Origin of the sequence: Lysobacter sp. ISL-50, from assembly GCF_018612875.1 — a bacterium.
Lineage (GTDB): Bacteria > Pseudomonadota > Gammaproteobacteria > Xanthomonadales > Xanthomonadaceae > Lysobacter.
This window is the reverse complement of record NZ_JAGGRI010000060.1, coordinates 1-26,249: the sequence shown is the minus strand read 5'-3', so window position 1 is coordinate 26,249 and position 26,249 is coordinate 1. Positions and strand designations below refer to the sequence as shown.

24 protein-coding genes are annotated in these 26,249 nt (G+C 67.4%); 5 read left to right on the top strand and 19 right to left on the bottom strand.

From position 1 onward, the window contains the following. Positions 1-1,100 (bottom strand): rod shape-determining protein MreC (gene mreC, locus J7J50_RS23875; protein WP_215097581.1); only part of this gene is annotated, 1,100 nt, incomplete at its 3' end. 172 nt (positions 1,101-1,272) lie between these two features. Then, positions 1,273-2,319, bottom strand: coding sequence for a rod shape-determining protein (locus J7J50_RS23870; protein WP_057944408.1), 1,047 nt, complete (start codon positions 2,317-2,319; stop codon positions 1,273-1,275). Between the two features lie 449 nt (positions 2,320-2,768). On the opposite strand from J7J50_RS23870, the gene J7J50_RS23865 reads away from it, so the two are divergent. Next, a complete protein-coding gene (locus tag J7J50_RS23865; protein WP_215057188.1) occupies positions 2,769-3,701 on the top strand; it encodes a carbohydrate kinase family protein in 933 nt (310 codons plus the stop codon). A gap of 371 nt (positions 3,702-4,072) precedes the next feature. Here J7J50_RS23865 and J7J50_RS23860 read toward each other — a convergent pair whose 3' ends face one another. From J7J50_RS23860 to J7J50_RS23845, 4 genes are all read right to left on the bottom strand, one after another. Continuing rightward, on the bottom strand, positions 4,073-4,807 hold the full coding sequence (locus J7J50_RS23860) for a GH25 family lysozyme (RefSeq protein ID WP_215057189.1): 735 nt from the start codon (positions 4,805-4,807) through the stop codon (positions 4,073-4,075). 111 nt (positions 4,808-4,918) lie between these two features. Further along, the gene (locus tag J7J50_RS23855; protein ID WP_215057190.1) at positions 4,919-5,650 is read right to left on the bottom strand and encodes a hypothetical protein; all 732 of its coding nucleotides are present in this window, start codon (positions 5,648-5,650) and stop codon (positions 4,919-4,921) included. Then, on the bottom strand, positions 5,647-6,624 hold the full coding sequence (locus J7J50_RS23850) for an alpha/beta hydrolase (RefSeq protein WP_215057191.1): 978 nt from the start codon (positions 6,622-6,624) through the stop codon (positions 5,647-5,649). Before J7J50_RS23850 ends, J7J50_RS23855 begins: the two co-directional genes overlap by 4 nt. Before the next feature lie 24 nt (positions 6,625-6,648). Continuing rightward, positions 6,649-8,613, bottom strand: a complete 1,965-nt coding sequence (locus tag J7J50_RS23845; RefSeq protein ID WP_215057192.1) for a M1 family metallopeptidase — start codon at positions 8,611-8,613, stop codon at positions 6,649-6,651. 285 nt (positions 8,614-8,898) lie between these two features. On the opposite strand from J7J50_RS23845, the gene J7J50_RS23840 reads away from it, so the two are divergent. Further along, on the top strand, positions 8,899-9,642 hold the full coding sequence (locus J7J50_RS23840; protein ID WP_215057193.1) for a glucose 1-dehydrogenase: 744 nt from the start codon (positions 8,899-8,901) through the stop codon (positions 9,640-9,642). Positions 9,643-9,794: 152 nt separating this feature from the next. On the opposite strand, the gene ubiE is transcribed toward J7J50_RS23840, so the two are convergent. Beyond that, positions 9,795-10,559, bottom strand: coding sequence for a bifunctional demethylmenaquinone methyltransferase/2-methoxy-6-polyprenyl-1,4-benzoquinol methylase UbiE (gene ubiE, locus J7J50_RS23835; protein WP_215057194.1), 765 nt, complete (start codon positions 10,557-10,559; stop codon positions 9,795-9,797). A 296-nt stretch (positions 10,560-10,855) separates the two neighbouring features. Between ubiE and J7J50_RS23830 the strand changes: the two genes are divergently transcribed. From J7J50_RS23830 to J7J50_RS23820, 3 genes are all read left to right on the top strand, one after another. Beyond that, complete coding sequence (locus J7J50_RS23830) at positions 10,856-11,332, top strand: GNAT family N-acetyltransferase (RefSeq protein WP_215057195.1); 477 nt, start codon at positions 10,856-10,858, stop codon at positions 11,330-11,332. A 148-nt stretch (positions 11,333-11,480) separates the two neighbouring features. Then, positions 11,481-11,936: a nucleoside deaminase gene (locus J7J50_RS23825; protein ID WP_057944416.1), complete on the top strand. Its 456-nt coding sequence runs from the start codon at positions 11,481-11,483 to the stop codon at positions 11,934-11,936. A gap of 149 nt (positions 11,937-12,085) precedes the next feature. Then, complete coding sequence (locus J7J50_RS23820; RefSeq protein WP_215057196.1) at positions 12,086-12,532, top strand: GNAT family N-acetyltransferase; 447 nt, start codon at positions 12,086-12,088, stop codon at positions 12,530-12,532. Between the two features lie 125 nt (positions 12,533-12,657). Here the strand turns inward: J7J50_RS23820 and J7J50_RS23815 are convergent, their stop codons facing one another. The 12 genes from J7J50_RS23815 to J7J50_RS23760 form a co-directional block, all read right to left on the bottom strand. Further along, the gene (locus J7J50_RS23815; protein WP_215057197.1) at positions 12,658-13,131 is read right to left on the bottom strand and encodes a DUF2269 domain-containing protein; all 474 of its coding nucleotides are present in this window, start codon (positions 13,129-13,131) and stop codon (positions 12,658-12,660) included. A 7-nt stretch (positions 13,132-13,138) separates the two neighbouring features. Further along, positions 13,139-14,473 (bottom strand): DoxX-like family protein, encoded by a 1,335-nt coding sequence (locus J7J50_RS23810; RefSeq protein WP_215057198.1) that lies wholly within the window; start codon positions 14,471-14,473, stop codon positions 13,139-13,141. Positions 14,474-14,763: 290 nt separating this feature from the next. Then, positions 14,764-16,137 (bottom strand): ATP-dependent protease ATPase subunit HslU, encoded by a 1,374-nt coding sequence (gene hslU / locus J7J50_RS23805; RefSeq protein WP_251044047.1) that lies wholly within the window; start codon positions 16,135-16,137, stop codon positions 14,764-14,766. A gap of 118 nt (positions 16,138-16,255) precedes the next feature. Continuing rightward, a complete protein-coding gene (gene hslV, locus J7J50_RS23800) occupies positions 16,256-16,807 on the bottom strand; it encodes an ATP-dependent protease subunit HslV (RefSeq protein ID WP_057944420.1) in 552 nt (183 codons plus the stop codon). A 141-nt stretch (positions 16,808-16,948) separates the two neighbouring features. Beyond that, positions 16,949-17,833, bottom strand: coding sequence for a tyrosine recombinase XerC (gene xerC / locus J7J50_RS23795; RefSeq protein ID WP_215057199.1), 885 nt, complete (start codon positions 17,831-17,833; stop codon positions 16,949-16,951). 87 nt (positions 17,834-17,920) lie between these two features. Continuing rightward, positions 17,921-18,613 (bottom strand): DUF484 family protein, encoded by a 693-nt coding sequence (locus J7J50_RS23790; RefSeq protein ID WP_215057200.1) that lies wholly within the window; start codon positions 18,611-18,613, stop codon positions 17,921-17,923. Beyond that, positions 18,601-19,461, bottom strand: coding sequence for a diaminopimelate epimerase (dapF, locus tag J7J50_RS23785; protein WP_251044045.1), 861 nt, complete (start codon positions 19,459-19,461; stop codon positions 18,601-18,603). Before dapF ends, J7J50_RS23790 begins: the two co-directional genes overlap by 13 nt. Continuing rightward, positions 19,454-19,837, bottom strand: coding sequence for a lipoprotein (locus tag J7J50_RS25025; RefSeq protein WP_251044043.1), 384 nt, complete (start codon positions 19,835-19,837; stop codon positions 19,454-19,456). The genes dapF and J7J50_RS25025 overlap by 8 nt, the downstream gene beginning before the upstream one ends. 91 nt (positions 19,838-19,928) lie before the next feature. After that, complete coding sequence (locus J7J50_RS23775) at positions 19,929-20,408, bottom strand: YbaN family protein (protein WP_215057201.1); 480 nt, start codon at positions 20,406-20,408, stop codon at positions 19,929-19,931. 288 nt (positions 20,409-20,696) lie between these two features. Then, positions 20,697-22,847 (bottom strand): S9 family peptidase, encoded by a 2,151-nt coding sequence (locus J7J50_RS23770; RefSeq protein WP_215057202.1) that lies wholly within the window; start codon positions 22,845-22,847, stop codon positions 20,697-20,699. Between the two features lie 118 nt (positions 22,848-22,965). Further along, positions 22,966-25,083 (bottom strand): prolyl oligopeptidase family serine peptidase, encoded by a 2,118-nt coding sequence (locus tag J7J50_RS23765; protein ID WP_215057216.1) that lies wholly within the window; start codon positions 25,081-25,083, stop codon positions 22,966-22,968. A gap of 212 nt (positions 25,084-25,295) precedes the next feature. After that, positions 25,296-25,529, bottom strand: a complete 234-nt coding sequence (locus J7J50_RS23760; RefSeq protein ID WP_215057217.1) for a hypothetical protein — start codon at positions 25,527-25,529, stop codon at positions 25,296-25,298. Between the last annotated feature and the right edge of the window lie 720 nt (positions 25,530-26,249).

The window sequence follows — 26,249 nt, the reverse complement described above, 5'->3', positions numbered from 1 at the left end:
GGCTGGGGCGCGGCCGCGCGCGAGGCGGCGTTGCCGCCGGTGTCGGCGTCATTGCCGGCGGTGCTGACGAAGCCGCGCGCGGCCGGCGCCGGCGCGTCGTCGGGCTGGGTGTTGGAATGCAGCTTGGGCTTTTTCGCCGCGACCGCGGCGGCGGCGCTGGCGGCGTTCTCGGCCGCGGCCTGCGCGGCCGGCGAGGACGCCGACGGGCCGTCCGCCATCGCCGGCTGGGTGTCGAATTGATTCGTGTCGGCCGGCGGCGGCGGGATCGACAGCAGCACCAGCACTTCGCGGCCGCGGTCGAGCTGCGCGGCCGGCTTCACTTCGCCGACCAGGAAGGCGCGGCTGTCGTCGGGCCGCAGCGCGGTGATGGTGCCGACCGGGAAGCCCGGCGGGAAACGCCCGCCCAGGCCCGAGGTGACCAGCACGTCGCCGACGCGCACGTCGCTGGACAGCGGCACGCTGCGCAGCATCAGGCTGTCGCTGCGGCCTTCGCCGTAGACCACCAGCCGCACGCCGTTGCGCGCGACCGCGACCGGCACCGCGTGCGAGGGATCGGTGATCAGCAGCACGCTGGCGTGCAGCGGGGTGATACCGGTGATCTGCCCGAGCAGGCCGCCGGCGTCGATCACGCTCTGGCCGACCCGCACCTTGTCGCGGCTGCCGGCGTCGAGCACCAAACGCTGCCGGGTCGGGTCGAGATCGATATCGAGAATCGGCGCCAGCACCACGTCGAGGTTGCCGCGCTCGGCCGCTTCGAGCAGCCCGCGCAGGCGCAGGTTGTCGGCGGCCACCGATTGCAACCGCGCCATCCGCGCCTGGTTGATCAAAGCCTCGTTGCGCAGGCGGCGGTTTTCTTCCGTGAGCTGGCTCAGGGTGCCGGCGTCGTCGCTGACGCGCTCGACCAGGCGTCCGGGCCAGCCGGCGATCGCCCACAGCGGCGCGACGATGGTCGCCGTCTGCTTGCGCGCTTGATTGAGCCAACCGCCGCGATGATCGAGCACGATCAGTACCAGCGCGAGTGCCAGATACGCCATCAGGCGCAACGTATCGGCGACTTCGCCGCTACGGGCTGCGGTGGAGGGACCGGCGTAGGGGGGCATTAAGGGCCGGGAATCGGGAGTCGGGAATCGGGAGTCGTAAAAGCGCGAACGCAGCGATCGGTCGCTGCGCTCGCCTGCCAAGTAACTGCTGACATTAACGCCTGAAAGCGTGGGGAACCAGATGCGACGGGAGGGCTTTTACGATTCCCGACCGCCGATTCCCCATTCCCGGTTACTCGGGCGCGAAAAACTCGTTGCCGTGCATGTCCACCAGTTCCAGCGCACGGCCGCCGCCGCGCGCCACGCAGGTCAGCGGATCGTCGGCGACCTGCACGTGCAGGCCGGTTTCCTCGCTGATCAGGCGGTCCAGGTCGCGCAGCAGCGCGCCGCCGCCGGTGAGGACGATGCCGCGCTCGGCGACGTCGGCGCACAGTTCCGGCGGGGTCTGCTCCAGCGCCAGCTTGATCGCCGCGACGATGCCGGCCAGCGGCTCGCGCAGCGCTTCGAGCACTTCGTTGGAATTGATCTGCACCATCTTCGGCACGCCCTCGGCGAGGTTGCGGCCGGAGATCTCGATGGTGGCGGCGCGTTCCTGCGGGTAGGCGCAGCCGATCTCGAGCTTGATGCGCTCGGCCGTGGCTTCGCCGATCAGGGTGCCGTAGGTGCGGCGCACGTAGTTGATGATGGCTTCGTCGAAGCGGTCGCCGCCGATGCGCACCGAGGCCGAATAGACGATGCCGTTGAGCGCGATCACCGCCACTTCGGTGGTGCCGCCGCCGACGTCCACGACCATCGAGCCGCGCGCCTCGGTCACCGGCATGCCGGCGCCGATCGCCGCGGCCATCGGTTCTTCGATCAGGTAGACCTCGCGCGCGCCGGCTTCTTCCGCCGACTCCTTGATGGCGCGGCGCTCGACCTGGGTCGAGCCGCAGGGCACGCACACCAGCACGCGCGGGCTCGGGCGCAGGAAGCGCGATTTGTGCACCTTGCGGATGAAATGCTTGAGCATTTCCTCGGTGTAGGTGAAGTCGGCGATGACGCCGTCCTTCATCGGCCGGATCGTGGTGATGTGACCGGGGGTGCGGCCGAGCATCTGCTTGGCCTCGCCGCCGACCGCCGCCACGGTCCGATTGCCGCCGATCAGCCGGTCCTGGCGCACTGCGACCACGGACGGCTCGTTCAGGACGATCCCTTGCCCACGCACATAAATGAGTGTGTTGGCCGTGCCCAGATCGATGGACAGGTCATTGGAGAACATGCCGCGAAACTTCTTGAACATCGGGGGATTGGGCCGTTAAAAGTAGGGCGAGGCGGGGGCATTAGCCTAGCAACCGCCCCCCCTGCGAGCAAGGAAAATCAACGGTTTCGAAGCGCTTCCTCCATTCAGCAAGCAAGCGGCGCGGCGCCGGGGGGCCTGGGGATAAGTCCTGGCTCGGCGGCCGGTCGCCGGGTCCGGGGAGGCGGCGGCCCCGGCGGGTCCGGGCCCTGCCCCGGATCGGCCCGATCCGGCCGTCGGCGGCGTCCCGGACCGGGGTCGGGTCGGGCCGCTGGGGACTCGCAAGTTCCCCCATCGCCCGGCATCCTCGCGTCGGTGATGCAAAAAACTGGCCGCCCGCGCGCCCAGCGGCTACCCTACGCCGCCGGGCGGTCACACACCGCCCGCTTTTGTGTTCGCCGCCGATGCGCGCGCGACACGACGATTCCATAAAAATCTTTCGGGGTGAACCAATGTCTGCGCTGATCTGCGGCTCGCTGGCCTACGACACCATCATGGTGTTTCCGGACCAGTTCAAGAACCACATCCTGCCGGACAAGGTGCACATCTTGAATGTGTCGTTCCTGGTCCCGCGCATGCGTCGCGAGTTCGGCGGTTGCGCCGGCAACATCGCCTACAACCTGAAGCTGCTCGGCGGCGATCCGATTCCGATGGCCACCGTCGGGCAGGATTTCGGCCCGTACCGCGAATGGTTCGAAGAACAGAAGATTCGCCTTGAGTGCGTCAAGGAAATCCCGGAGCTGTTCACGCCGCAGGCGTTCATCACCACCGATCACGACAACAACCAGATCACCGCGTTCCATCCCGGCGCGATGATGCGTTCCTACGAGAACCACGTGCGCGACGTGAAGGGCGTGAGCTTCGGCATCGTCAGTCCCGACGGCCGCGAGGGCATGATCCAGAACGCGGCCGAATTCGCCGAGCTGGGCATTCCCTTCATCTTCGATCCGGGCCAGGCGATGCCGTTGTTCAACGGCGAAGAGCTGCGTCATTTCATCGACCAGGCCGACTACGTCACCGTCAACGATTACGAGTCCAACCTGCTGCAAGAGCGCACCGGCTGGAGCGAGAACGACATCGTCAAGCGGGTCAAGGCCTACATCACCACGCGCGGCCCGCACGGCTCGCAGATTCATACGCCGGAAAAGACCTACGACATCCCGCCGGCGCACGAGCGCCGCGTGACCGATCCGACCGGCTGCGGCGATGCGTTCCGCGCCGGTTTGATCTTCGGCATCGAGAAGGGCTTCGACTGGTTGACCATCGGCCGCATGAGCAATCTGATGGGCGCGCTGAAGGTCGAGCATCCGGGCACGCAGAACCAGCGCTTCGATTACGACGAGTTCGCCGAGCAGTTCCGTCAGCAGTTCGGGTATGCGCTTTAAGGCGGGGATTCGATATTCGGGATTCGGGATTCGCTGGAGCGGGTTCGTGGATTCGGATCGATAGGTTGGATGTGAAAAATCCCGGCTTCGGCCGGGATTTTTTTTGGGTGGCTGGGGTGGGCTGTCGTATCTGAGCGAAAGGCATCGGGGCTGAAGCCCCTCCCACAAAAGACTTCGGGTCTTTTTCGCGTTTGCCGGCATCGAAAGATGCCGCGAGGTTTGTTGTGGGAAGGGCTTCAGCCCCGATGCCTTTCGCTCCGACACCACGCCCCACCTCCCCGCCTCCAACCGCCCACCCGCACGCAAGCATTCGCAGTTGCAGACCGGCGCGCGCGGCGGAATCGCTCGCGCCGTCGCCCATCGCAGTTCGCTCATCGCGCGCCCGCGATCTGCGCGCCGCCGCGCCAGCGTTCGAGCGCGGCCGCATCGCCGGCGTAGACGTTCAGATCCACCGGCCCGTCGATGCCCGCGACCCGGGCGCGATTGTGGTACTGCCACACCGCCCACGGCGCGCGCGCATCCGGCGCGTGCAGGATCGCACGCCGCCACAGCGCGCGCGCCGGCAAGGCATCGCGGTAGGCGTCGAAGAATTCCGGGGTCACGTACAACAGGGCCGGTTTTCCGTACGTCGCTTCGGTGGGCGCCAGGAACGCGTCGAGTTGCGCGCGCATCGTCGCCGCGTCCGGACGCAGCCCGCAATTGCCGCCGAATTCCAGATCGACCGCCGGCGGCAATGCATCGGCCTCGACCGGCACCGCGCCGATGAAATTGCGCGCCTGCTCGGCGCCGGTGCGGCAGAAGGTGAAGAAGTGATAGGCACCGACCGCCAGCCCGGCCGCGCGCGCCTGGCGCCAGTTGTCGGCGAAACGGCGATCGCGGTGATCGCCGCCTTCGCTGACTTTCAGATAGACGAAAGCGACATCGTCGGCGGCGACGGCGCGCCAATCGATCGTGCCCTGATGGTGCGAAACATCGATGCCGCGCAGCGGATAGCGCTCGCGGTCGGGCTGCCAGTGCAGGAACCACACGCGCGCGGCGGTCGCCGAGGCCAGCGCCAGCAGCGCCACGGCCAAGGTCCAGGCGGCGATGCGCAGCGGACGTTTCATGCGGTGTGCGGCCCGATCAGTCTTCGCGAAATTCAACCGGCGCGCGCACGACAGCGCGCGCCGGCCCGGCCCACGCACCGGCCGCGTTCAACGCAATGCCGCGCTCATGCTTCATCGCCAGCCCGGCAGCTTGCCCTGATTCAAACCGCCGACTTCGAACGTCGCCGTGCGCTTGCCGCCGGCCTTGACCGGGAATTCGATCGACAACTCCTTCGCTCCGCCGATCATGCGCCACAGCGCGCGTTCGTCCTCGACGAACATCGCGATGGCTTCGTCGGTCTTGGGCCGGCTGCCGGCCATGGTCTTGCTCTGGCCGTCCACCGTCACCTTGAGCTTGCAGCCGCCGTAGCAATTGAAGTCGCCGGTTTGCAGCACCAGGTAACTGCTGCGGCCCCAGTCGGGATGATCGCGGAAGATCAGCTGCACCGGGCGCGGAATGCTGCCGTCGGTTTCCACGTTGGCGCGGGCGTAGATCGACGCCGACAGCTGAGTGCCGCTCTTGCCCTTGGCCAGCTTGACCGGCGTGCTCATGTACGACCACAGCGATTCCACCCGGCGCTGTTCGCGCGCGGTCTTGGCCTTGGTATGCGATTCCTCGTACAGCGGCCGCACGCGGTCGGCGGTGGGCGTGCCGGGATATTTCGAAGTCACGATTTCGCCGTAGGCCGAGGCCATTTCCCAGTTCTGCTGGCCGTAGGCGGTGTCGAAATCTTTCGCCGCGGCGGCCGCGGCCTGTTCCTGCTGCGCGGCCTTGGCGGCTTCGGCGATCTTCGGGTCGGGTTTTTCGCAGCCGGCGAGGATCATCGCGGCGGCGAGCAGCAAGGTGGCTTGGCGAGTGTTCATCGTGCTTGCCCTTTGGCTATCAGTTGGTTCACCGCGTCCGCGGATCGATCCGGCCGTTCGACGATGGACATATGCCCGCAACCGTCGAGCAGTACGCGCTGCGCTTGCGGCAGTTTCGCTGCGTACAGATCCAGCGCGCTGTCGTCGATCACCGCGTCTTGCTTGCACCATAGCAGCAAGGTGGGCTGGCGGATGTTGGCCGCCTCGTTGCCGGGCGCGAAGCGCTCGTCGCCGCGGCCGATCTTGTCCAGTACCGCCTGCTCGAAGCCGGCGTCGCGCTTGCGCCGGTCGATGTAGATGCGGTCGGCCGGCCACGGGATGACCGGCTTGGCGCGATCGTCGTAGAACACGATGTCGATGTAGCGCTGCAGCGACGCGGCATCGCTCACCGCGAACGGATTCTTGCCGCGCAGCACGGCCAGGCCGAAGGCGTTGTCCTGGAAGCGCACGCCGGCGGCGTCGAACAGGCCCAGGTAATCGACCTGATCCGGATGCCGCGCCGCGGTCAGCGCGACGATGCCGCCGCCCATCGAGTGGCCGAGCAGCACCAGCGGGCTGCCGGGCTTGCGCGCGACCTGTTCGATGAAGCGCGCGACGCGGTCGTTCTGCGCCACGAAGCCGTAGTCGCCGCCGGCATGGCGCTCGCTTTCGCCCCAGCCGGGCAGATCGGGAATGAACAAGCGATAGCGGCCGCGCAAACGCTGCGCCAGCGGATACCAGTTTTCTTTGCTGCCGGTGAAGCCGTGGATCATCACCACGGTCGGCGCGTTGGCCGGCGCGTCGTCGTTGTAGGCGTAGACCCAGCGGTGATCGTCGATCTTGACCGCGTTGCGGGTGAGCCCGGCGAGGATGCGCTGGCGCGAGTAATCGGCCAGCACCACGCGATACGGGTCCAGCCACAACCACACGAACAAGGCGCACAGCAAAACGGCCGCCACCAGGGCGACCGTTTTGATGATCCGACGCAGGCTCATGCGCGTGCGCTCCGGGCGACCGGCTTACTGCGCGCCGGTCGCGGCGGGGTTCTTGGCCTTGGCGATGACCGCCTCGACCGAACCGGTGGTGATCGGATGATAGCCCGGCTTGGCCTTGGCGAAGGTGTCCTCGGCCAGCTTCAGGCCTTCGGGCGTTTTCACCAGTTCGGCATAGGTCGGCATGATCAGCTTGCGCCGGCCGATGGTGGACAGGAACGCGGCGATGGCTTCGTCGGCCTGGTGATAACCGCTGCGCACCGCCAGCGGATACCAGCGCTGGGCGATCTCGCCGTTGGGCGTGCCGCTGAACTTGTACGCCGCGTCCAGCGCCTTGAGCTGATCGACGCTGAGCGTTGAAGGCATGCCTTCGATGAAATGCACCCACTCCTGCGTGCTCCACTTCGCGGTCAGCGCCTTGTCCGGCAGCGTGCCGGCGTCGATCCAGGCCTTGCGCGCGGCATCGACCGCGTCGAAGCGCGGCGACACCGTGGCCGGCGCCGACTTCGGAACGCCGGGCGCGTAGATCCATTCGTCCAGTTCGGCCTCGCTGACCTTGCCGGGATGTTTCGCGAGCAGGTTGGCCTTGGCGTAATCGACGAACTGCGCGGTGGAGATGCTCTGGAACGCGAAGTGGTCGAAGTAGCCGCGCAGGAACGGATCGAACACGTCGCGGCCGTAGCGCTGTTCCAGGAACTGCAGGAACCACGCGCCCTTGGTGTAGACGGTGGCGCTGCTGGCGTCGTCGGGGTCCTTCAGCGTGCCCGGCTTCAGCGCCAGCGCCTGCAGCTTGGGATCGATGGTCTTGAACTCGGCGGCGAGTTCGTTGCGGCCGATCACGCTCTCCATGTCGGAGCGCTCCTTGCCGTACAGCGCTTCGATGATGCGGTTCTCGACGTAGCTGGTGAAGCCTTCGTTGAGCCAGGCGTCCTTGCTGCTGCTGAAGGTCACCAGGTTGCCCGACCAGCTGTGCGCGAGTTCATGCGCGACCAGCGACACCAGCGACTTGTCGCCGACGATCACCGTCGGCGTGGCGAAGGTCAGGCGCGGATTCTCCATGCCGCCGTAGGGGAACGACGGCGGCAGCACCAGGATGTCGTAGCGCTCCCAGCGGTAGGGGCCGTACAACTGCTCGGTGGTTTCCATCATCTTTTCGGTGTCGGCGAATTCGCTCGCGGCTTTCTTCGCCATCGCCGGCTCCGCCCACACGCCGCTGCGGTTGGAAATCGGCTGGAACACCAGATCGCCGGCCGCGATCGCGAGCAGGTAGGAAGGAATCTTCTGCGGCATCTTGAAGCTGTAATCGCCGTCGCGCGCGGCCTTGGGATCGTTGTCGGCGCTCATCAGCACCATCGCGTCTTTCGGCCCGGTGACGTGCGCGGTGTAGGTGAAGCGCACCGCCGGCGTGTCCTGCAGCGGCACCCACGAACGCGCGTGGATCTGCTGCGACTGGCTGAACATGAAGGGCGTCTTCTTGCCCTGCGTCATCGACGGCTCCAGCCATTGCAAGCCGGACGCGCCGGGCGAAGTGGCGTAGCTGACGCGGATGCGTTTGTTGCGTTCCGGCGACTGGATCGTGAGCTTGCTGCCCAGGGTCTTGTCGGGCGTGGCCAGGGCGAAGGTGAGATCGCTCCACTTGCCGTCGCCGCGCTCGCCGAGGACTTTCTCGATCTTCAGATCGCGCGTGTCCAGCGCCAGTTCGGTGGCCTTCGGATCGGTCCAGTCCAGGGTGTAGGTGGCGCTGCCGGTCAGGGTCTTGGAGGCGAAATCCACCGCCAGCTGCAGGGCCAGATCGTCGATGCGCACCAGATCGGGCTGGGCGTAGGAATGCTCGTCGCGGTTGGCCGCGGGTACGGCGGTATCGCTCACTTTGGCCTCCGGCGTCGCGGCGGGTTTGGCGGTGTCGGCGGCGGGCGTCGCGGCATCGCGCGAGCAACCGGCGGCGGCGGTCAGGGCCGCGACGAGACAGACGGTGAGAATCGAAGAACGCATGGGACGGACCACGGCAGCGGTGAAGTCCCGAGTGTAGCGCCTCGCTCCGCGGCGGGGCTTGTGCATGTTGGCAGGTTGTTGGGGCTGGCCCGAGGTCTTTTGTAGGAGGGGCTTCAGCCCCGATGCTTTTCGATCCGACGCGGCGATTTGAACGAAAGGCATCGGGGCTGAAGCCCCTCCCACAAAAGACCACGGCGATACGCATCGTCCTATCCGCCCGGGCTACGCAACGCCGCGCGATCGCGATACCTTGCCCGCCTACTTCCATAATTCGGAACTTTAGACATGTCGTTTCCCCTCGCAGGAAAAGTAGCTTTGGTCACCGGCGGCAGCCGCGGCATCGGCGCGGCGATCGCGCGGCGCCTGGGCGCCGACGGCGCCGACGTGGTGCTGACCTACGCGCGCGCCGCCGATCAGGCCCAGGCCGTGGCCGCGCAGATCCAGGCCGGCGGGCGCCGCGCGCTGGCGCTGGCCGCCGACAGCGCCGATCCGCAGGCGGTGATCGCGGCGGTGGAACGCACGGTCGCCGAGTTCGGCCGCATCGACATCGTGGTCAACAACGCCGGCGTGTTCGCCTACGGCCCGTTCGAGGACGAAACCGCGGAGAACTACGAGCGGGTGATGGCGATCCACGTGCGCGCGCCGTTCGTGGCGGCGCAGGCGGCATCCAGGCATCTGCCGCGCGGCGGACGCATCATCACCATCGGCAGCTGCCTGGGCGAGCGCGTCGGCGCGCCGGGCATGGCCTTGTACTCGCTGAGCAAGGCGGCGGTGGTCGGCCTGAGCAAGGGCCTGGCGCAGGACCTGGGCAAGCGCGGCATCACCGTCAACACGGTCCAGCCCGGCCCGATCGACACCGACATGAACCCGGCCGACGGCGAAGCCGCCGATCATCAGCGCGCGGGTCTGCCGCTGGGCGAGTTCGGCAAGGCCGAGGACATCGCCGCGGCGGTGGCGTATCTGGCCGGGCCGGGCGCTGCGTTCGTTACCGGTACGCAGCTTTCGGTGGATGGCGGGTTTTCAGCTTGATGGCGGTGTCTTCGCAACGTTAGTTGCCGCCCGGCTCGCCGCAACGTGTTCCCTCTCTCCCAGGCGGGAGAGAGGCTTCATGCAGCCCAAACGCAACGCGCCGGCAACCTTGCGGTCCCGGCGCGTTTTTCGATCCGACGCGAAGCGTCGGATCAGACTTTGTATCCGGTATGGATCGCGCAGATCCCGGCGCTCAGATTCTTGTAATCCACCCGCGCGAAACCGGCTTCGCTCATCATCCGCTTGAGCTCGTCCTGCGGCGGATGCTTGCGGATGCTTTCGGCCAGATAGCGGTAGCTCTCGCTGTCGCCGGCGAACAACTGGCCCAGGCGCGGCAGCACGTTGAAGGAGTGGAAGTCGTAGATCGGCTTGAACCACTCGGCCTTCACTTCCGAAAACTCTAGCACCCGCGCCTGGCCGCCGACCTTGAGCACGCGCAGCATCTCGCGCAGCGCCGCGTCCTTGTCGGTGACGTTGCGCAGGCCGAAGGCGATGGTGACCAGATCGAAGCTGGCGTCCGGGAACGGCAGCGACTCGGCATTGCACTGCACGTACTCGAAGCCCGACACCTGGCCGCGGTCGGTCATGCGATCACGGCCGACGCGCAGCATGTCGTGATTGATGTCGCCCAGCACGATCACTCCGCGCTCGCCGACCCGATCGCGCAGCAGCGCTGCGATATCGCCGGTGCCGCCGGCCAGATCGAGCACGCGGTCGCCGCGGCGGACCTGCGCGGTGGCGGTGAAATAGCGCTTCCAGACCCGATGGATGCCCATGCTCATCAGGTCGTTCATCAGGTCGTAGTTGCCTGCGACCGAGGAGAACACCTCGCCGACCAGCTTGCGCTTTTGATCGCGCGGCACGTCGCGGAAGCCGAAGTGGGTGGTGTCGTCGGATTTGGGGGTGGATTCGCTCATCCGCGGATTATCGCACGGCCCACCGGCGGCGGGCTTTGGGGCGCTTCGGGCCCGAGGCTTTGGGGCATAGCTTCTGCGGGAGGGAACTGTGGCTTCTGTGGGAGGGAGCTTTAGCCCCGATGCTTTCCGGTCCGACGCGGCGGACCTGACCGAAAGGCATCGGGGCTAAAGCTCCCTCCCACAGAAGCCTCCCCACCGAAGCCACAGCTCCCCTCCCACAGAACCCACAGATCCCTCCCACCGAAGCCACAGCTCCATCCCGCAAAAGCCCTGTCCAGCGGTGGCATCATGGCCGCATGACCGCGAACGTGACCTGGCAGGCCAAGGCCTACGCCGATCTGAGCCTGGACGAACTCTACGAGTTGCTGCGCCTGCGCTCGCAGGTGTTCGTGATCGAGCAGAACTGCGTTTACCTAGACCCGGACGACAAAGACCGCCACCCCGAGGCCGTGCACCTGTGCGGCCGCGACGCCGACGGCCGCCTCGTCGCGTACCTGCGCATCCTGCCGGCCGGGCTGAGCTATCCGCAGGTCAGCTTCGGCCGGGTACTCACCGCCGCCTCGCATCGCGGCCTGGGCCTGGGCGGGCCGATGCTGGAAGCGGCCTTGATCGAGATCGAGCGGCGCTGGCCCGGCGCCGACATCCAGATCGGCGCGCAGGCGCATCTGCAGGCCTACTACGGCCGCTACGGCTTCGAGCCTTCGTCCGAGCCCTATGTCGAAGACGGCATCCCGCACATCGACCTGCTGCGGCGCGGACGCGGCGCGGGCTGAGCGAAACGCCGCCTCTCCTTCCGCTGTGCGAGCGCGGTTGCGCGATTGCGTGGACTCGGCGCAACGCAAGTCACCGATTCCGCCGACAACGCACTCGACCCGACCGCGCCGCCGCGCCAGACTGGACGCCATCGCCAAGGAATCCAGCATGATCGCCACCCCCGACTACCGCGCCCTGCTCGCCACCGCCGTCGCCGAAGCCCGCCAGGGCCTGGCCGAAGGCGGCATCCCGATCGGCGCGGCGCTGTACCACAACGACGGCCGCCTGCTCGGCTGCGGCCACAACCGCCGCATCCAGGAAGGCGACCCGTCCGTGCACGGCGAAACCGACGCCTTCCGCAAAGCCGGCCGCCAGCGCCGCTACCGCGACACGATCATGGTCACCACGCTGGCGCCGTGCTGGTACTGCAGCGGCCTGGTGCGCCAGTTCAACATCGGCACCGTCGTGGTCGGCGAATCGGTCAACTTCAGCGGCGGCGTGGACTGGCTGCGCGAGAGCGGCGTCAACGTGATCGATCTGGCCGATCAGGAATGCATCGAACTGCTCGGCGGCTACATCGCCGCCAATCCGGATGTCTGGAACGAGGACATCGGCGAGGATTGATCGGTGCCGGGCGGCGTTCGCGTTCGCCGCCGCCGCATCCGGCCAGCGCGTGCCGGCGAAGCTGTGACGGCCGCCGCGCGGCGCTGTGCAAGCGCCCGCGCGCGGGTGCAGAATCCTTGCCGATGCGCGCGCCGTCGCTCCCGCCCCCGTTGATTCGTCCCTACCTGCTCAGCGACTGGCCGCGCCTGTGCGAAATCCACGACCGCGCGCGCCTGGACGAGTTGCGCCTGAGCGCCGACGTCGCCGCGTTCCGCAGCCTCGCGCGCACCGCGCACAGCGAGGGCTTGTTTCTGGATCGGCTGGACGTCGCAGAAATCGACGGCATCGTGCAGGGCTTCGTCGCTTATCGACGCAGTTCCCTGAACTGGCTGTACGTGCACCCCGACGGCTATCGGCGCGGCATCGGCCGCAGCCTGCTGCGTCATGCGATCGCGTTTTCCGGCCCGCTGTTCCGCACCCAGGCCCTGGACGGCAATGAGCCGGCGCTGCGCCTGTACCGCTCGGAAGGCTTCGTCGAAATCGAACGCCGGCCCGGGCGGCTGGCCGATAACGATGAGTTTCCGACAGTGGGAGTGATTCTGGAGCGGCGGCGCTGAGCGCTGCGGTTGGGTTGGATGATGGCAATCGCGGTGGGTTTGTTTGTCGTTGATGCGATGGAGGGGCGAATGGAGGGTAAGGGTTTGTGACTTGGGGATTTGGGGCTTGGGCAGCGACGGCGGGGCTACGTCGCTCCGGTTGGTTTCACCACCATCAGCCAGAAAATCACCATCACGCTGGAAAACGCCGGCCATCCCAGCCAGAACCACCAGCGCATCGTGCGGTGATACGCGGCCGGCAAGGGCTCGCCCGCGGCCGCGGCCTGCGCCGCCAACCGCCGCGCGCGCGCCTGCAGCCATAGCACCGGCAGCCAGCACGCGCCGACCACGAAGAACAGCAGCAGCGCGGTCTTGAGCCAGAACACCGAGGCCGGAACGCCCAGATGCAGCATCAGCCACACACCGGTGGCGAACTGCACGATCACCGCCGGCGCGGTGAAACAGGCATCGGCGATCACCACCGTGCGCGCGGTTTCGGCGATGACTTTCGCATCGCCGCGCTTGTGCGCGATCCAGAAGAAGAACGCGATGCCCAGGCCCGTGCCGAACAGCAGGGTCGAGGACAGGATGTGAATCCATTTCACCCACAGATAATCCATCGCCGCCTTATCTCCGATCCGCCAACACCCAGGCCACCGCGAGCGCGGGCAGCAGCACCAGATTCTTCGCCAGCCCGCCCAGCGGGTCCAGCCATTGCGCCGGCAGCAGCACACCGAACGCCAGCGTGTAGGCGAGCACGCTGATGCCCATCAGGCCGAGCATCCAGCGCACGCGCCAACCGAACAGCAGCCCCAGCGCGAGCGCCGCGTCCAGGCCCGCGGTGGCGCGCGCGAGCAGCACCGGCTGCAGCGACGCCATCGGCGAATGCGCGGCCATCGCTTCGATCGTCGTCGCCGGCGTGAGCCAGCCGGCGACGGCCGAGATCAGCCACAGCGCGACGATCGCCAGGCGCAGCGTCGGCGCGAGGAAATACAACTGCGCCTGCCAGCGGTCCTGCACCTGGCTTGGCGTCGCCGCGAGCGCTGCAGCCAGATCGCGCGTCGCGTAGCCGAAGTCGGACTGCAAGCGCGCGTGTGCGTCCGGCGCGGTCACGTTGCCGCGGCGGAGCATGCGCCACATGGTTTCGCCGACCGGGCCGCGACCCAGGCGCTCGCCGATCGCGACCTGCAGGCTCACCAGCGATTCGGGAAACGCCACCGCGCCGCTGCCGTCGATGCGCAGCCAACGCCGCCACGCCAATTGATACTCGCGCAGCGACATCGGCCGCGGGCTGCCGATCTGATAGATGCCGGTCTGATCGCCGCCGGCTGCGCGCGCTGCGATTTCGCCCAGATCCTCCGCTGCGACCGGCTGCAACGGCCAGCGACCGTCGCCGGGCAGCAGATGGCGGCCGGGAAACGCCGCCAGCGCGCGCAGCAGCGAGGTGCCGCCGTAGGAACCCGATGCGGCGTAGACCACCGACGGGCGCAGCACGACCGCCCGCAACGGCAGCGCCAGCAGCGCGTCGTCGAAGCGGTGCTTGCTGGCGATGAAGCCGCCGTCGGCGGGTTCGCCCAGGGCCGAAATCTGCACGAACCGTTGCACGCCGGTGTCGACGCAGGCCTGCGCCAGCGCCAGCGGGCCGTCGATGTGGATGGTCTGGAAAGTTTGTTCGCCGCTCTCGCGCAGGATGCCGGCGACGTTGATCACCGCGTCCACGCCGCGCAGGGTGTCGTGCCAGTCCCGCGGCGCGGTCATGCGCGCCAGATCGGTCACGCGCTGGTCCGCGCGCAACTCGCGGCCGCTGTCGCGCACGCCGCGCAGGATGCGCCAGCCGTGGCGTTGCAGGCCGGCGATGAGGTAACCGGCGAGGAAGCCGTTGGCGCCGACGACCAGCGCGGTACGTGCTCCGGGGCGGTCGGTGTGCGCGTCGGTCCGCGGCGCGAGGGCGGTGTCGTCCATGGGGCGACACGGTAGCAGAGGGGAATGGGGGACGGCGCGGCAGCTATGCCCTCTCCCACCATCCGGCCTAAGAGTTCCCTCTCCCGCCATCCGGCCCAAGAGTTCCCTCTCCCGCTTGCGGGAGAGGGCTAGGGTGAGGGAGCTTTTGCTTTTCGGACGCTACGCAAAAAAACAAAGCGGCTCGCGCCTGCGGCGCTCGCTCCCCTCACCCCAACCCCTCTCCCGCAAGCGGGAGAGGGGTTTTTCTGACTCTCTTATTTCCTTGCAACTCGCGGCGAAAGCTCCTGCGATTACAAAATGTACCGACTCAAATCCGGGTCCTGCACCAACTCGCCCAGATGCTGATCGACATACGCGCGATCGATCGTCACCACCTGCCCATCGCGATCGGGCGCTTCATAGCTCAGGGTGTCGAGCAGACGCTCCAGCACCGTATGCAGACGACGCGCGCCGATGTTTTCCTGGCGCTCGTTGACCTGCGCGGCGATCTCGGCCAGCCGGTCCACCGCATCGGCGCTGAAGGTGAGATTCACGCCCTCGGTCTTGAGCAGCTCGACGTACTGCGTCGTCAACGCCGCCTTCGGCTCGGTCAGGATGCGGACGAAATCGTCCTTGCTCAGCGCGGTGAGTTCCACCCGGATCGGGAACCGGCCCTGCAACTCCGGAATCAGATCGCTGGGCTTGGCCAGATGGAACGCGCCCGAAGCGATGAACAGGATGTGGTCGGTCTTCACAGCGCCGTACTTGGTGCTGACGGTCGAGCCTTCCACCAGCGGCAGCAGATCGCGCTGCACGCCTTCGCGGCTGACATCGCCGCCGCTCATGCCCGATTCGCCGCGCTTGGCGACCTTGTCGATCTCGTCGATGAAGACGATGCCGTGCTGTTCGCACGCCTCGATCGCGGCCTGGCGGATGTCGTCTTCGTTGACCAGCTTGGCCGCTTCTTCCTCGATCAACTGCGGACGCGCGGCCTTGATCGACAAGTGCTTCTTGTTGGTCTTGCCGCCCGACACCTGCGAGAACATCTGCCGCAGCTGCTGGCCCATTTCTTCCATGCCCGGCGGCGCCATGATGTCGACGCCGACGTTGACCGCGGTTTCGATCTCGATCTCGCGCTCGTCCAACTCGCCGCTGCGCAGTTGCTTGCGCAGCTTGGCGCGGGTGTCGTTGTCGGGCGCGCTGAGATCGGCGGCGGGCGTTTCCGAGCCGAAACCGAAGCCGCCGGGCACGCGCTTGGGCAGCAGCGCGTCGAGGATGCGGTCCTCGGCGCGGTCTTCGGCCTGGGTGCGCACGCGGACCTTGGCCTGCTCGCGATACAGCTTGACCGCGGTGTCGGCCAGATCGCGCACGATCTGCTCCACGTCCTTGCCGACGTAGCCGACCTCGGTGAAGCGGGTGGCCTCGACCTTGACGAACGGCGCGTTGGCCAAGGTCGCCAGGCGCCGCGCGATCTCGGTCTTGCCCACGCCGGTCGGGCCGATCATGAGGATGTTCTTGGGCATGACTTCGTTGCGCAGATCGTCGTCGAGCTGCATGCGGCGCCAGCGGTTGCGCAGCGCGATGGCGACCGCGCGCTTGGCGGCGTGCTGGCCGACGATGTGTCGGTCCAGCTCCTGCACGATTTCGCGCGGGGTCATGGTGGCGTGGCTGTTGTCGGGTTTCATGGCTTTTTTTTGGGAATGGGGAATCGGGAATCGAAAGAGCAAAAGCGGTTTGCGGAGACGGGAAGAAATCGCGCTTTGCGCTTTGCGCTTTGCGATTCCCGATTCCCAATTCCCGGCTTTAAAGCTCCTCCACCACCACATTGCGATTGGTATAGATGCACACATCGCCGGCGATGCCGATCGATTCGGTGGCGATGGTGCGCGCGTCCAGTTGGGTGTGGGCGATCAGCGCGCGCGCCGCGGACAAGGCGTACATGCCGCCGGAGCCGATGGCGATGATGCCGTCTTCCGGTTCGATGACGTCGCCGGTGCCGCTGATGATCAGGGAGGTTTCCTTATCGGCCACCGCCAGCAGCGCTTCGAGTTTTCCCAGGCGCCGTTCGGTGCGCCAGTCCTTGGCCAGCTCGACCGCGGCGCGGGTCAACTGGCCGTGTTTTTCCAGCTTGGCTTCGAACAATTCGAACAGGGTGAACGCGTCGGCGGCGGCGCCGGCGAAACCGGCGAGGACCTGGCCGTCGCGGCCCAGGCGCCGCACTTTGCGCGCGTTGGATTTCATGACGGTGTGACCCAACGTCACCTGGCCGTCGCCGGCCACGGCGACGCGCCCGTCGCGGCGTACCGAAACGATGGTCGTTGCGTGAAACACATTGGGATTCTGACTCGGGTCCATTGCGACCTCCAGGATGCTGTAACCCTGGATGGGGTCGCTGGGACGCTTGTCAAGGGCCCCGGTGGGGCCAGGAACGAGTTCAGAGGAGTGAGGAGTGAGTAAGAGCGAAGGCCGCTCTACTATTTCCTCACTCCTCTCAACTCACTCCTGCTTCTTCCGCTTGGCGCGAGGATGCGCCGCGTCGTACACCTTCGCCAGATGCTGGAAATCCAGATGCGTGTAGATCTGGGTGGTGGCGATGTCGGCGTGTCCGAGCAGTTCCTGCACGCCGCGCAGGTCGCCGGAGGATTCCAGGATGTGGCTGGCGAAGGAGTGCCGCAGCAGATGCGGATGCACGCGCTTGAACAAACCCTGGCGCTGGGCCAGTTGGCGGATGCGCAACTGCACCGCGCGCGGCGTGATCGGGCCGCCGCCGCGGCCGGGAAACACTTGCGCGTCGCCGCCGGCGCCGGTGGACGCGCGCCATTGCGCCAACGCCTGGCGCGCGTGCGAGCCCAGCGGCACGATGCGTTGCTTGCTGCCCTTGCCCAGCACCGTCACCAGCGCGTCGTCGAGATCCAGGTCGCGCCAGCGCAGCGCGCACAGCTCGCTCAGGCGGATGCCGGAGGAATAGAACAACTCCAGCAAGGCACGATCGCGCAGGCCCAGCGGCGCGTCGGTCGGCACTTCGACCAGCGCCTTGGCTTCGTCGGGATCGAGCACCTGCGGCAGTTTGCGCGGCGCCTTGGGCGCGCGGATCGGCGCGGCCGGGCTGGCCGGCAACGCGCCCTGCTTGACCTGCCAGGCGTAGAAGCTGCGACAGGCGGACAAGCGCCGTTGCAGGCTCTTGGCGGTGAGCCCGCGCCGGTGTTCGGCGGCGATGAAGGCGCGCACGTCCTCGACCTGCAGGGCGAGCACGTCGCCGCGGCCGTAGTGTTCGCACCATTGCGTCAACGCGCCCAGATCGCGCTGGTAGGCGTCCAGCGTATGCGCGGACATGCGCTTTTCCACGCGCAGGTGATCGAGGAAGTCGGCGACGGCGCTCATGTCAGGCGATCCTACGCGCTTGGAACGCGGGCGGCATGCGTCTGCGCAACCCCGCGCCGCGCGCAAGCGTTGCGCGGCGGCGGTACGTCAGTCGTAACGCCGCAACGCCACCGCCAGCGATTCGCCCATCATGCGCAGGAACAAGGTGCCCATGCCGGGGAAGAAACGGTTGGCGTCGCGGCTGCCGACCGCGATCAGGCCGGTGCCGGGCAGCGCCAGCAAGGCGGTGGATTGCACGTCGCCGGCGCGCTCGCCGTACAGCACGGCGTGTTTTTCCGGCTGCAGGCGGCCGCACAGCGGTTCGCCGTCGTTGAGCACGTCGCGGAACGGTTGCAGGCGCGGGTCGGCTTCTTCGATGACCTGCAGCCATTCGCTGTCGGCCAGCGTGTCGTAGCGGCGGAACACGATCAGCCGGACCAGGTCGCCGTTGAAATCCTCCGCCAGGCTCGCGGCTATCGCGCGCAGCGTGTCGGCGGCGTTGGTCTGGCGCATCAGCGCCAGGGTCAGCTGATGGGTGCGCACGGCCAGGCGTTCGTTTTCCTGCGCGTTGCCGAACAATTCGTACAGGCGCCGCGACAGTTCGCGGTTCTTGTCGCGCAGCACTTCCAGCTGGTAGCTCGCCAGCGAGCTGGCCGAGCCTTCCTCGCGCGGCACCACCAGGCTCATCGACAGGTCGGGGAACTGCTGCAGGAAACGCGGATGGCGGCGCAGCCATGCGGCGATTTCGTGCGCGCCGGGCTCGGCCGGCTTGTCGCCGGATCTGTCGCTCATCGGTTCCATTCTCCTTCGAATACGAATGCGGTCGGCCCGGACATCGACAGGGTGCTGTCGTCGTCGGGCCAGACGATGCGCAACTCGCCGCCGGGCAATTGCACGGCGACTTCGCGCTGGATGCGGCCACGCTGCATCAGCACCGCGGCGGCGGCGCAGGCGCCGCTGCCGCAGGCCAGGGTCTCGCCGACGCCGCGCTCGTACACGCGCAGGCGGATGCGGTCGGGCGCGAGCACTTGCGCGAAGCCGACGTTGGCCGATTCGGGAAACTCCGCGCTGGACTGCAGCATCGGGCCGATGGTTTCCACCGGCGCGGCATCGACGTCGTCCACTTCGATCACCGCGTGCGGATTGCCCATCGACACCGCGCCGAAACCGATCACGGTGTCGTGGACGTCGAGGACGTACTGGTCCTGGCGGGTCGAATAACCGTGCAGCGGGATGCGCGCGGGATCGAACTCGGGCCGGCCCATGTCGATGCGGTAGTGGCCGTCGCCGAGCGGCCACACCGCGTGGCGTCCGGCCGGGCTGTCCACCGCGAAACTGGCCGCGCCGGCGGCGCCATCGCGGACCAGCCAGGCGGCGATGCAGCGCGCGCCGTTGCCGCATTGCTGCGAGGCCGAGCCGTCGGAATTCCAGATCCGGTAGGAGGCGACCGCGCCCTCGCTGAGCGGGTCTTCGATGGTCAGGATCTGATCGCAGCCCACGCCGAGGTGGCGGTCGGCGAAATGGCGGCACAGCGCGGCGTCGGGCTGCGGCAGGCCGCCGCGCAGATCCAGCACGACGAAGTCGTTGCCGGCGCCGTGCATCTTGCTGAAACGCTGCGGCGCGGCCGCGGCGATCACGGACTCAGCCATCGCCCTGGCCGCCGGATGAGGCGGGAGTGGGCTCGACTGGCGGATCGACCGGCGTTTCGCCGTCCTTGCCGTCCTGGGTCTTCGTGTCCTTGCCCTCGGCGTCCTTGGTCCCGGCCGGAGGCGGCAGCACCGACTGCAGCGGCGGCGCCGGCAGCGTGGACTTCTTGGCCGCGTTCGGATCGGTGGCGACCGGCGGGTCGTTGGCGTTGGAGATGGTCACCGGCACTTCGCCGGGCTTGGCGCGCGGCGCCTGCTGCGGCGCGGGCTGGGTCGGCAGGACCAGCGGGCCCTTGTTGCCGCAAGCGCTCAGGATCAGGGTCAGTGCGCTCGCGGTCAGCGCGGTCAAAATCGGGGACGTGGCATGGCGTGCATTCATGGGCCGAAGTGTAGCCCGCGAGGCCGGCCGAAACGAACCCGGCCGGCGCGGCCGGGCGCGCAATGGGGTTGCGCCGGTTCAGGCTGAGCGCTCAGCCGCGCGGCGGTTCCGGCCGGCGCCACAGCCAGATCGCGACCACGGTCATGATCGCGATGCCGCTCGCCCACATCCACCACTGGGGCGAGGTCAGGACCATGATCACCGCGCACGCCGCCATCATCGACACCGCCAGGCGCTTGGCCCGGCGGCTGACCGCGCCGTGCGCCTGCCAGTCGCGGATCATCGGCCCGAACTGGCGGTGCGCGAGCAGGCGCGCGTGCAGGCGCTCGGAGCCGCGCGCGGCGGCGAACGCCGACAGCAGCACGAACGGCACCGTCGGCAGGCCCGGCACGACGATGCCGACGATGCCCAGGCCCAGGCTGGTGTAGGCCAGCAGCCACCAGGCCCAGCGGAAGCGGCCGCGGGCTTGCGGGGGCGCGGGTTGGGGCGCGGGCGCGGCGGAGGGCGCGGTGTCGGTGCGCTCGGCGTCCTGCCTGGGCTGGGGGTCGGCGGAGGTGGGTGGAACGGGCATGCCGGGAGTATGCGGCTGGGCGCTGGGGTTGTTTGGGTGTGTGGGAGAGATGGCGGGGATCGCTTGGGTTTCAAGCGGGAGTGCGTGGCGATTTGAGAGGAAAGCATCGGGGCTGAAGCCCCTCCCACAAGAGCCATCGGGGCCACGACAGCTCTTGTGGGAGGGGCTTCAGCCCCGATGCTTTCCTCTCAGCAACGACGCCACTCGCCTTCCAACCAGGCACCGAAAACGACGAACCCGGCATACGCCGGGTCCGTCAAATCATCACCAGCCCGAAGGCCGCGGCACTTACTTGACCGAAATATCCGCGCTGACCTGCATCTGATCGATCATGAAGGCATACATCTCCGACTGTTCGCGATACTTGCGGAAGCGGCCGGACTTGCCGCCGTGGCCGGCGTCCATGTTGGTGCGGAACAGCACCGGCTGCGCGCCGGTGTCCAGATCGCGCAGACGCGCCACGTACTTGGCCGGCTCCCAATACTGCACCTGCGAATCCCACAGACCGGTGCCGACGAACATCGCCGGATAGGCCTGCTTCTTCAGATTGTCGTAGGGCGAATAAGTGAGCATGTAGTCGTAGTAATCCTTCTTCTCCGGATTACCCCACTCGTCGTACTCGTTCGTGGTCAACGGAATGCTGGCGTCGAGCATGGTGGTGACCACGTCCACGAACGGCACCTGCGACAGCACCACGCGGTATTTGTCCGGCGCCATGTTGCTGATCGCGCCCATCAGCAGGCCGCCGGCACTGCCGCCGTAGGCGGCGACGCGATCGGGCGCGGCATAGCCGGCCTTGACCAGGTCTTCGGTGACGTCGATGAAGTCGGTGAAGGTGTTCTTCTTGTGCAACAGCTTGCCGTCGTCGTACCACTTGCGGCCCATTTCCTGGCCGCCGCGGATGTGGGCGATGGCGTAGACCATGCCGCGATCGAGCAGGCTGACGATGGTGCTGTTGAAGCCCGGGTCCATCGACAGGCCGTAGCTGCCGTAGGCGTACTGCAGCATCGCCGCCTTGCCGTTCTTCTCGAAGCCCTTCTTGTACACCAGCGACACCGGCACCTTGACGCCGTCGCGCGCGGTCGCCCAGAAACGCTCGGTCACGTACTTGTCCGCGTCGAAGCCGATCACCGGCTGGCGCTTGAGCAGCTTGCGCTCGCCGGTCTGCGTATTGAGTTCGTAAGTGGTCGCCGGCGTGGTCAGCGAGGTGTAGGTGTAACGCAGCCACGGCGTGTCGTGTTCGGAATTGGTCGACAAGCCCATCGAGAACGCCGGCTCATCGGCCTTGACGAACTCTTCCTTGCCGTCCTTGCCGATCAGGCGCAGACGCTCGAGCGCGTTGGAGCGCTCGGCCACCGCGGTGAAGCCGTCGAACAGCTCGAAGCCCTCGATGAATACGTCGTCGCGGTGAGCGATCCAGTCCTTCCAGTCCTTGCGCGACTGCGAACCGTCGGGCGCGGTGACCAGCTTGAAGTTCGGCGCCGGCTTGCCGTCGGCGCCGGGGGCGTTGGTGCGGATCACCCAGCGGCCGTCGAGACGGTCGGCGTCGTATTCGACATCGCGCTCGCGCGGCGCCAGCACCACGAACTGCTTCGGATCGGCGGCCGGCGCGCAGCGGGTCTCGCTCGACACCGTGCTGTGCACGCTGATGCACAGGTAGGCGTCGTCGCGGGTGCGGCCGATGCCCATGTAGAAGCTGTCGTCCTTTTCCTCGTAGACCAGCGTGTCGCTGGCCGCCGGGGTGCCGAGCACGTGCTTCTTGACCCTAACGGTCAGCAGCGTTTCCGGATCGTTCTCGACGTAGAACAGGGTCTTGTTGTCGTCGGCCCAGACCAGGTCGGTGGAGGCGTTTTCGATCACCTCCGGATAGATCTCGCCGGTCGCCAGATTCTTGAAACGGATCTTGTACTGGCGGCGGCCGACGGCGTCGTCGGCCCAGGCCAGGATCGTGTTGTCCTGGGTGAGTTCCATGCCGCCGACGTTGAAGTAATCCTTGCCCTTGGCCATGGCGTTGACGTCGAGCAGGATCTGCTCGGCCTCGTCCATGCTGCCCTTGCGGCGGGCGTGGATCGGATAGTCCTGGCCGGTTTCGAAACGGGTGTAGTACCAGTAGCCGCGCTCGCGGTACGGCACCGAGCTGTCGTCCTGCTTGATGCGGCCGACGATCTCGTCGTACAGCTTGTCTTCCAGCGGCTTCAGCGGCTTCATGAACGCGTCGACGTAAGCGTTCTCGGCGTTGAGGTACGCCAGCATCTGCGGATTCTTGCGCTTGTCGTCGCGCAGCCAGTAGTACTCGTCGCTGCGCTGGGCGCCGTGCGGCGCCTTGACTTCATGCGGCTTCTTGGCGGCGTCGGGCGGCGTGGGCAGGCCGGCGGCGGAGACGGAGAGGGTCGTGGTCATCAGGAGCGTGGCCGCTAACGTGAATAGAGTCGGTTTCATATAGGGTCCGATTACGTGATACGCAATGGCGCGGCCGGCGAAAACGCGGCCGCAACGCGCGAACGGGCGCCCGAAGGCGCCCGCTGGATGGCCGATCCGTGCAAGCCGGCCGCGCCGGTCACTTCGCCAGTTGTTCCCACAGGAAGGTGTAGGCCAGGGCGTTCATGTGCGCCTGCTGGGCGTTGTTGGCCGCGCCGCCGTGGCCGCCTTCGACGTTTTCGTAGTAGGTGACGTTCTTGCCGGCATCGAGCATCTTCGCCGCCATCTTGCGCGCATGGCCCGGATGGACGCGGTCGTCCTTGGTCGAGGTCATGAAGATCACCGGCGGGTATTCGCGCTTGGCGTCGAACAGGTGATACGGCGAGAAGGTCTTGATGAACGACCAGTCGGCGGTGTCCGGATTGCCGTATTCGGCCATCCACGAGGCGCCGGCCAGCAAGTGGTTATAGCGCTTCATGTCGAGCAGCGGCACCTGCACCACCACCGCGCCGAACAGCTCCGGGTACTGGGTCAGCATGTTGCCGGTGAGCAGGCCGCCGTTGCTGCCGCCCTGCACGCCCAGGTGCGGGGTGCTGGTGATCTTGCGCGCGATCAGGTCGCGGCCGACCGCGGCGAAATCCTCATAGGCCTTGTGGCGATTGGCCTTGAGCGCGGCCTGGTGCCAGCGCGGGCCGTACTCGCCGCCGCCGCGGATGTTGGCGACCGCGTACACGCCGCCCTTCTCCAGCCAGCCCTTGCCGATGCCGCCGGAATAGGCCGGGGTCAGCGAGATTTCGAAACCGCCGTAGCCGTACAGCAGCGTCGGCGCCTTGCCGTCGAACTTCAGATCCTTCGGCCGCACCACGAAATACGGCACGCGGGTGCCGTCCTCGCTCTTGGCGAAGTGCTGTTCGATCGTGTCCTTGGAGGAATCGAAGAAGGTCGGATTGGTCTTGAGCGTCTGCGGCGGCTTGCCGATGTCGGCCAGCGCCAGCGTGGTCGGCGTGACGTAGTCCGACGCGCTCAGCCACACCGCGTCGCTGTCGTCGCTGTCCACCGCGCCCACCGACACCGTGCCGAACGCCGGCGCGCCGACGAAGGCGCTGCGCGTCCATTCGCCCGGACCGGCGTCGGCCGGCGGCGTCAGCACGCTGAGCTTGTACTTGACGTCGTCGAGGACGTTGACGACGAGGTGATGGCGCGTCCACACCGCGCTCGCCAGCGAGGTGGTGTCGGTCGGTGCGAACAAGGTGGTGAAGCCGCGCTTGCCCTTGAGGAAATCGTCGAACTTGATCGCGATCAGACTGCCGGAGGCGTACTTCTTGCCGCCGGCTTCATACGGATCGCGCAGCTCGGCGATCAGCCATTCGCGGTGCACGTACTTGTTCGCCGAGTTGGGCAGATCGATCTGGGTCAACTTGCCGTCCTGGCCGCGCAGGTACAGCTCATCGTTGTAGAACGCCAGCGCGCGCTGGACGAAATCGCGCTCGAAGCCCTCGGTCGGGTCGTGCCAGGCCGACACCGACATGTCGCTGTCCTTGCCCTCGTACACCGGCGCCGCCTCGGCCATCGGCGTGCCGCGCTTCCACAGGCGCACGGTGCGCGCGTAGCCCGAGGTCGTCATCGTGCCCTTGCCGAAATCGGTGGCGACGTAGACGTGATCGCGATCGATCCAGCTCAGGTTGCCCTTGGCTTCGGGGCGGAAGAAGCCGTCCTTGATCCAGGTCTTGCTGGTGAGGTCGAACTCGCGGGTGACGTCGGCATCGGAGCCGCCGCGCGACAGCGCGATCAGGCAGCGCTGATATTCAGGCCGCAGGCATTCGGCGCCGTGCCAGACCCATTGTTCGTTTTCCTGCGCGTTGAGCGCGTCCAGGTCGATCACCGTCTCCCACTTCGGCTGGTCCTTGCGGTACTCCTCCAGCGTGGTGCGGCGCCACAGGCCGCGCTGATGCTGCGCGTCCTTCCAGAAGTTGTAGTAGTAGGCGCCGATCTTCTCCACCCCGGGGATCTTGGCGTTGGAATCGAGGATGGCGAGGATGCTGCTTTCGAGCTGCTTGAACTGCGGCGTCGCCGCCAGCTCGGCTTCGGTCTTGGCGTTGCGGGCGTGGACCCAGTCCAGCGCGCGCTTGCCCTCGACGTCTTCGAGCCAGGCATAGGGATCGTCGGTCACGGGCGCCTCCTGGGCGTGTACGGCGCCGGAGGCCGAAGCCGCGGCCAGACCGGCCGCGAACAACAAGGACTGACAGGTCTGCGACATCGTGGGCATGGCTCATCCGGTGCAAAAGGAAGGCCGCCACGCTAGCACAGGGCGGGAGGGGCTCCGCCCTGTCCAAGGTCATGTAGGGCGTTGCCCGGTTTGGCGCGTTGCCCGCGCGGCGCCGGGGTGCCGGCGGGAGTGCGCTCGGCGACGCATTCGCGCTCGGCGCGCCGCCCCATTCCGCACAGGCGGCGCGCCGGTCGCCGTATCGATCAAGCCACCCGCGGCAACGGCCGCGCCGTGACCGCCGGGCGCAGGCGGCGTCGCGCCTGCACCGATCCGCGGCGGCGGCGGCGCAGCGCCGGTTCGGCCTGACTGGCCGGATTCTGCCGCCACGACGGCAGCCGGAACCGATGCAGCGCCCACCATGCCAGCGCCGGCATCGCCACCAGCCACAGCGGCAGCCAGCCGATGACGGCGTGACTGCCGCGCGCGCCGGGCAGCATCAGCACCAGCAGGCAGCCGATGGCGACCGCATACCCGAGCGCGGTGTCCAGGTCAGCGTGGAGAGAGCCGGCCTCATCGGCGGCGGTACGGGCGGTGGGCGCGGTAGCGGTCATGACCTGACTCCGGAACGGTGCTTGAGGGGTGGACTGTCGGGATTCCACCTTCCGGGGGCTGCGTCTCAGAGGCTGCGATGTTCAGGACCGTTGATCGGGATGGGCTTGGCCGCGTGGCTGGCTGGATCGTTGCGGTCGTAGCTGCCGCCCCGCGGCGACTCGCGCCGTTGCTGTTGCCGTTGCCGTTGCCGTTGCCGTTGCCGAGATTTTGTTTTGGCTTGGCTTCGCTTTGCTGCGCTCTGCTTCGGCTTCGGCTTTTTGTTGTTGCCGTTGCTGGGCGCCGCTAGTAACTCGCGAGACCAGGGACACCCGGAGGGCGGCGCACATGGACGTGCGCCGGGTCCCGCCGTGGGCAGGATGCCCACTGCGGGACCTGCCTGCGTCGGCATCGCACTCGTGGCTTTTGACTCGAAACAGCCTAAAGCCCTTTCTTTGGTTACTTTTGACCGAAGGAAATCCCGTGGGACTTTGTGGCTTTGGACAAAGAAAGTGACCCGCCGCTCCATGGCGGAAGCTTTAGGCGTTTGATCTTGCTCTTGCTCTTGCTTGAGGCGTTTGCTTTTTGCTCGTCATTCCCGCGAACGCGGGAATCCAGCGACTTCAAAC